Source organism: Kingella denitrificans ATCC 33394, from assembly GCF_000190695.1.
GTDB lineage: Bacteria > Pseudomonadota > Gammaproteobacteria > Burkholderiales > Neisseriaceae > Kingella_A > Kingella_A denitrificans.
The window spans coordinates 1,085,972-1,092,242 of sequence record NZ_GL870929.1 but is presented as its reverse complement, the minus strand read 5'-3'; the positions used below and the strand labels follow the sequence as shown (position 1 = coordinate 1,092,242).

General features: G+C 55.0%; 6 protein-coding genes. 3 read left to right on the top strand and 3 right to left on the bottom strand.

Annotation, left to right across the window (positions count from 1 at the left end):
• Both HMPREF9098_RS05400 and HMPREF9098_RS05395 read left to right on the top strand, forming a co-directional pair.
• Positions 1 to 755 (top strand): nucleotidyltransferase domain-containing protein (locus HMPREF9098_RS05400; protein ID WP_003782731.1); only part of this gene is annotated, 755 nt, incomplete at its 5' end.
• Between the two features lie 236 nt (positions 756 to 991).
• Positions 992 to 2,302, top strand: coding sequence for a dicarboxylate/amino acid:cation symporter (locus HMPREF9098_RS05395; RefSeq protein WP_003782729.1), 1,311 nt, complete (start codon positions 992 to 994; stop codon positions 2,300 to 2,302).
• Positions 2,303 to 2,384: 82 nt separating this feature from the next.
• On the opposite strand, the gene HMPREF9098_RS05390 is transcribed toward HMPREF9098_RS05395, so the two are convergent.
• From HMPREF9098_RS05390 to HMPREF9098_RS05380, 3 genes are all read right to left on the bottom strand, one after another.
• Positions 2,385 to 3,365, bottom strand: a complete 981-nt coding sequence (locus HMPREF9098_RS05390; protein WP_003782728.1) for a glucokinase — start codon at positions 3,363 to 3,365, stop codon at positions 2,385 to 2,387.
• Positions 3,346 to 4,044 (bottom strand): 6-phosphogluconolactonase, encoded by a 699-nt coding sequence (gene pgl, locus HMPREF9098_RS05385; protein WP_040564752.1) that lies wholly within the window; start codon positions 4,042 to 4,044, stop codon positions 3,346 to 3,348. The genes HMPREF9098_RS05390 and pgl overlap by 20 nt, the downstream gene beginning before the upstream one ends.
• Before the next feature lie 109 nt (positions 4,045 to 4,153).
• Positions 4,154 to 4,627 (bottom strand): hemerythrin domain-containing protein, encoded by a 474-nt coding sequence (locus tag HMPREF9098_RS05380; protein WP_003782726.1) that lies wholly within the window; start codon positions 4,625 to 4,627, stop codon positions 4,154 to 4,156.
• 212 nt (positions 4,628 to 4,839) lie between these two features.
• Here HMPREF9098_RS05380 and ccoG point away from each other — a divergent pair, with 212 nt between their 5' ends.
• Positions 4,840 to 6,270, top strand: a complete 1,431-nt coding sequence (gene ccoG / locus HMPREF9098_RS05375) for a cytochrome c oxidase accessory protein CcoG (protein WP_003782725.1) — start codon at positions 4,840 to 4,842, stop codon at positions 6,268 to 6,270.
• Position 6,271: the final 1 nt, after the last annotated feature.

The following is a 6,271-nucleotide window of genomic DNA, read 5'->3' as shown; positions in this document are numbered from 1 at the left end:
TCTCCGAATGGTTTGTGTCCAAAGCCTGCCGCCAGAGTTTCGCGGGATACGCCTACGGGCAAATCAAAAAAGCACGCGGGCTGAACAAGAAAATCAGCAACCCGATGTCGTCTGAAAAGAAAAGCGTGCTTGATTTCTGCCACATCGTAGAAGGCGCGCAAACCGTGCCGCTGCAACACTGGCTTTCGCAACGCGGAATGGAGCAACGGCGCGTCGGCTTGGTCAAAATCGCCCACGCCCGCGAACTCTACGCCCTGTTTTACGACCCCGACGGCACGCGCGGCTACCACGGCATCGCGCCCAAATCCGAAGCCACCAACCTCTCCCTCAGCTCCGTTCCCGAAGGCGAAACCCCGCTTGCCTACCTCTCCTTCAACCAAGACGGATACAGCAGCTACTGCCGCGAATACGCGTCCTACCAGCAATGGCTGGCGGAACGCAACGAAACGCGCTACCAAGGCACGCAGGCACACGGACAGGGCTACGACGCCAAAAACATGATGCACACCTTCCGCCTGCTCGAAACCGCCCTCGACATCGCCCGCCACGGCGAAATCCGTCCGCGCCGTCCCAACCGCGACGAACTGCTCGCCATCAAACGCGGCGAATCCTCCTACGAAGCACTGCTGGAAAAAGCGGAACGGCTGATGGCGGAAGTGGAAACAGCGTTTGAGGCCACCGACCTGCCCGAAACGGTAAATGCCGCTTCGGCGTTGGCGGCACTCATCAGGGTGCGGGAGCGGGTTTACGGGTGATGCGTGTGCAGGCTGCTTTTGAATAGGGCAAAAAGCAGCCTGCACCCCTATCATCATCTTTTTACAAAAATAATTCCCTTACAAAATAAAACAATTGGCATTTTTTGGCCGTATTTGTGTAACTTTACATTTGCCTTAATGAATATTAACGGTTAGAGTACAAACTTCTGTTGCCAAGTACATCGGACTACAGAATATTAGAACAACACGCAAATCACTCAATTCAGGGAGTTTTTATGTTAAATATCGATCCATCTGAACTCAATTCCGCACAGCCGATTAAAAAACAGAAGTTTTATCAAATTTTGTATGTGCAGGTGATTTTTGCCATTGTGGTGGGCATTTTGCTGGGACACTTTTTCCCGCACACCGGCGAAGCCATGAAGCCGCTGGGCGATGCGTTCATTAAAATTGTCAAAATGATTATCGCCCCCGTGATTTTCCTGACCGTGGTGACCGGTATTGCCGGCATGACCAATATGAAAAAAGTCGGCCGCGTGGCAGGCAAATCGTTTGTTTATTTCCTGACGTTTTCCACATTGGCGCTGCTGGTGGGAATGCTGGTGGCAAACGTGATCCAGCCCGGCTCGCATTTGAACATTGACCCGGCCACGCTGGATGCCGGCAAAGTCAGCACTTATGTGGATAAGGCGAAAGACAGCTCGGTGGTCGGCTTTTTGATGAACATTATCCCCGATACCGTGGTCAGCCCGTTGGTGAACGGCAATATTTTGCAGGTTTTGTTTGTATCGATTTTGTTCGGCGTATCGCTGGCGATGGTGGGCGATAAAGCGCGCCCGATTACCAATTTGCTGCAGGAATTGTCCGCGCCCGTGTTCCGCATGGTGGCGATGCTGATGAACCTGGCACCCGTCGGCGCATTCGGCGCCATGGCGTTTACCATCGGCAAATACGGCATTTCGTCCATCGGCAGCCTGCTGTTGCTGGTGGCAACGTTCTATATCACGTCGATTTTGTTCGTGCTGGTGGTGCTAGGCGCGGTGGCGAAATACAACGGCTTTTCCATTATCAAGCTGGTGAAATACATCAAAGACGAAATGTGGCTGGTGCTGGGCACGTCATCGTCCGAAGCGGCGCTGCCGACTTTGATGCAGAAAATGGAAAAAGCAGGCTGCGAAAAATCGGTGGTGGGCTTGGTGATTCCGACCGGTTATTCGTTCAATCTGGACGGCACGAATATTTATATGACGATGGCGGCGTTGTTCATTGCGCAGGCGGTCGGCATTGATTTGAGCTGGGGCGAACAGTTTTCGCTGCTGCTGGTGGCGATGTTGAGCTCCAAAGGTGCTGCGGGTGTGACCGGTGCAGGCTTTATCACGCTGGCGGCAACGCTGTCGGTGGTGCCGAGCGTCCCTGTGGCCGGTATGGCGCTGATTTTGGGTATCGACCGCTTTATGTCGGAATGCCGCGCGCTGACCAATCTGGTGGGCAATGCGTGTGCCACGGTGGTGGTGGCGCGTTGGGAAAATGCGCTGGATGCGGAAAAACTGCGCGAGGCCTTGGACGGCAAACCGAAAGCTTCTTAAGGCGTGTTTCGGCAATGAAAAAAGCAGCCTGCACTTTGGATGTTGAAGTGCAGGCTGCTTTTTAATGGCGTTGATGGATTTATTAGCCCAAATGGTTGTCCAGCGCCACCGCCGCGCCGGTAATGCCGGGGTATTTGCTCAACACCACATACACGGGGATGGCGGCCAGATAGGCATCGAAGCGGCCTTTGTTTTCAAAGCGGTTACGGAAGGGCGATGCTTTGAAATAGTCGATAAAGCGCGGGATGATGCCGCCGCACAGATACACGCCGCCGCGTGCGCCCAGCGTGAGCGCCAGATTGGAGGCGACGGTGCCGAGCATGGCGCAGAAAATGTCCAATGTTAAGCGGCACAAGGGCGACGAGCCGCTCAATGCGCGTTCGCTGATTTCGGCGGGCGTGATTTTTTGCCGTTTCACGCCTTCGCGTTCGGAAAGCGCGTCATAAATCAGCACCAAGCCTGCGCCGCTTAAAAAGCGTTCGGCGGACACATGGCCGTGTTTTTTCTTGGCGTATTGCCAAATCATGATTTCGGTGTCGTCAAACGGTGGGAAGCTGGTGTGCCCGCCTTCGCCGGCCAGAGGCACATAACCCGTGGGCGACGGAATCAGCCCGCTCACACCCAAGCCTGTGCCCGGCCCGATAACGGCTTTGGGGGCATTTTCAATGGCTTGGAAGCCGCCCACCTGCACCAAGTCCTGCGGCTGCGCTTTGGTAATGGCGAGTGCCTGCGCGGTGAAGTCGTTGATAAACAATAAAGTATCCAGCTTCAAGGCTTGGCGCGTGGTTTCGATGGAAAATGCCCAGTGGTGGTTGGTCATTTGCAGCCAGTCGCCCACCACGGGGTTGGCAATGGCCACCGAAGCGTGCTTGATGTCGGGATTGCCGGCGCGTTGCAGGAATTCTTTTGCCGCATCGACAATGGTGTCGTAGTCGTTGCAGGGCAGCACTTCGATGTATTCGAACTGCTGGTGTGCGGTTTCCAGTGCGAATCGGGCGTTGGTGCCGCCAATATCGGCAACCAGGCGCGGATAGTTTTGGGATTTAGGGGTGGTAGAAGACATGGACGGATACCTCTGCGGAAGTCAAAACATAGCTGATGGGGAACTGAGGGTTTCTGCCTTGCTCGGCTTGGCGGTACACGGCCAGTTTTTCCGCGCCGGCAATTGATAAATAGACCGACGGTGTGCGCTCGATGGCGGCCAGCGTCATGGAAATGCGTTCGTGCGGCGCGGTAACGGGCGTGGTGTGCAGCAGCGGCTGCGGGTAATCGGGGGAAATTGCGTCGGCAAATTGCGGTGCCTGCGGGAAAATGCTGGCGGTGTGTCCGTCTGCGCCCATGCCGAGCACCAGCACGTCGGGTTGTTGGTAATGTTGCAGGGCAAAGGTCACGGCCTGTTCGATATTGTGCAGGCTGCTTTCGGTGGCGTTGTCGTCAATCATCGGCAGCCATTGTGCTTGCGCGGCTTGGTTTTGCAGCAGGTGTTGGCGGACCAGCTGCGTGTTGCTGTCGGCATGTTGCACGGGCACGATGCGTTCGTCCGCCAGTGTGATGCGGACGCGCTGCCAGTCCAAGTCTTCCGTGTTGAGCGCCTGAAAAAAGGCGATGGGCGATTTGCCGCCCGATACGGCCAATACGGCGTGTTCTTTCTGTGCCAAAACGCTGCGCAAGTCTTGCGCCACGCTGCGTGCCAGTTGGGCGGCGGAATCTGCCGCGCTGGCGGTTTGAGTGAATTGGGGCATCATGATGGGTCTTTGAATGGACATTATGAAAGTGCAGGCTGCTTTCGGATTATATCGCCAAAAGCAGCCTGCACTATAACAGTTGGCCTGAAAATTGCAAACCTTGCGCTTATTCGTTCAGCGCGCGCGGGAACAGGATGGTGTTTTCCAGCTCGATATGGTCGTGCAAATCGGTCAAAAGTTCGCGCAGTTGCGCATACAGGTTTTGCCAAGAACCGCACGCATCGGCCGGCGGCGTGAGCTGGTCGGTCAGTTGCAAAATTTGTTCGGTGAGCGAAGAGTGGTCGTCGTGCTCCATCATCATCACGCGCACCGGCATGGCGGCATTGCGTCCCATGCCTTGCTTAATCATGGGAAACAGCATGCGTTCTTCTTTTTGCATGTGCGAATCCAATTCCTGCGCCAAATGCATTACCACGGCATACAAATCGGCCGGGAACGTGTCTTGGTGGACTTGGCGCACTTTGTCCAACAGCGGCAGGATGCCTTCCAACTGGCGGCGGTGCGTGTCGTGGTAACGCGATAAAACATGGTCAACAGTTGCATTCAAAGGGGCGGTTTGCCAAACAGATGCTTCAGTCATGATAGTGTTCCTTGATTGGTTAGTGGTCGCAGGGCAAAAAGCAGCCTGCACTTTTAAAGTTTTATATTATAGGAAACTTTAACGGAATATGCCAACACGGTATCGGGTCGATTTGAATCGCCTATTGCTATTTATCCCGCCCGAACGCAGGCGTATAATGGCGCGAAAATTTATAAACAAAAGCAGCACAAACCATTGACGAGGAACACCAAATGGAAGAACCGCAACCCCAAAAAAAAGTTAAAGAGCAGCCGATACAGGTTTACCAAGGCGCAAAACGCATTCACCCGAAGCTGGCCAAAGGACGCTTTGCCAATATCCGCATTATCATGATTCTAGCCACCCAGCTTTTTTTCTACGGCGTACCGTGGATTAACTGGGACGGGCGGCAGGCAGTTTGGTTCGACGTTCTCGGCCGCCATTTTTATATTTTCAGCCTCGTGTTCGAGCCGGCCGATTTGCTGTACCTCACCGGATTGCTGATTGTGTCGGCATTCGGCCTGTTTTGGTGGACGACCGTGGCCGGCCGCTTGTGGTGCGGCTATTCCTGCCCGCAAACGGTGTATACCGAAATCATGCTTTGGATTGACCACTTTGTCGAAGGCGACCGCAACAAACGCCTGAAACTCGACAAAGAACCGTGTAATTTCCGCAAAATCCGCATCAAGGCACTGAAATATCTTTTGATTTTCATTGTTGCCGCTTGGACGGGCATCACGTTTGCAGGCTGGTTTACCCCCATCCGCGAGTTTGTGCCCGCCATTTTCAACGGCACGGCAGGGCATATCGCCTTGGGTACGGCCGCGTTTTACGGCTTCGTTACCTGGCTGTTCGGCCACATCATGCGCGAACAAGTGTGCCTGCACATGTGCCCATATGCCCGCTTCCAAAGTGCCATGTTTGACCACGACACGTTGGTGATTTCGTATGACGAAGAACGCGGCGAACCGCGCGGCGCACGCAAGAAAACCGCAGAACGCGGCGAAGGCGGCATCGGCGACTGCATTAACTGCACCATGTGCGTGCAGGTGTGCCCCGTGGGCATCGACATCCGCGACGGCCTGCAATACCAGTGCATCGGCTGTGCAGCCTGCATTGACGCCTGCGATGAAGTGATGGACAAAATGGGCTATCCGCGCGGCCTTATCCGCTACACCACCGAAGCCGTACTCAAACACGAATACACCGACCAAGACATCAAAAAACGCCTGTTGCGCCCCAAAGTGGTGGGGTACGGCGGCGTTTTGCTGGCGGCGGTTATCGGCTTGGCGGTGGGCATTGCCACACGGCAGACCATGCAGATTGACGTGATTAAAGACCGCGGCGTGATGGTGCGCGAGAACACGCAAGGCTTGCTGGAGAACAGCTATAACCTGAGCATCAGCAACGCCAGCGACAAGACGCAAATCGTAACCGCCGAAGTGTCGGGCTTGGAAGACATCCACATTACCGGCATGCCGCCGCAAGGCATCGTCGTGCCGGCCGGCCAACTGGTGAGTGCGCCCGTGCAGGTGAACGTGCCGCCCGAATACGCCGAAAAAGGCAGCCACCCCATCATGTTCACGTTCCGCTACCGCTACGAAGGGCAGCCGGAAACCGAAGTGCGTGAAATTAAAGAAAAATCGATTTTCATTGGAGAATAAG

What these genes read in the sequence shown, in the direction of transcription:
- HMPREF9098_RS05395 (WP_003782729.1), top strand. Translation starts at nt 992, where the DNA reads ATGTTAAATATCGATCCATCTGAACTCAATTCCGCACAGCCGATTAAA.
- HMPREF9098_RS05390 (WP_003782728.1), bottom strand. Translation starts at nt 3,365, where the DNA reads ATGTCTTCTACCACCCCTAAATCCCAAAACTATCCGCGCCTGGTTGCC.
- ccoG (WP_003782725.1), top strand. Translation starts at nt 4,840, where the DNA reads ATGGAAGAACCGCAACCCCAAAAAAAAGTTAAAGAGCAGCCGATACAG.
- pgl (WP_040564752.1), bottom strand. Translation starts at nt 4,044, where the DNA reads ATGCCCCAATTCACTCAAACCGCCAGCGCGGCAGATTCCGCCGCCCAA.
- HMPREF9098_RS05380 (WP_003782726.1), bottom strand. Translation starts at nt 4,627, where the DNA reads ATGACTGAAGCATCTGTTTGGCAAACCGCCCCTTTGAATGCAACTGTT.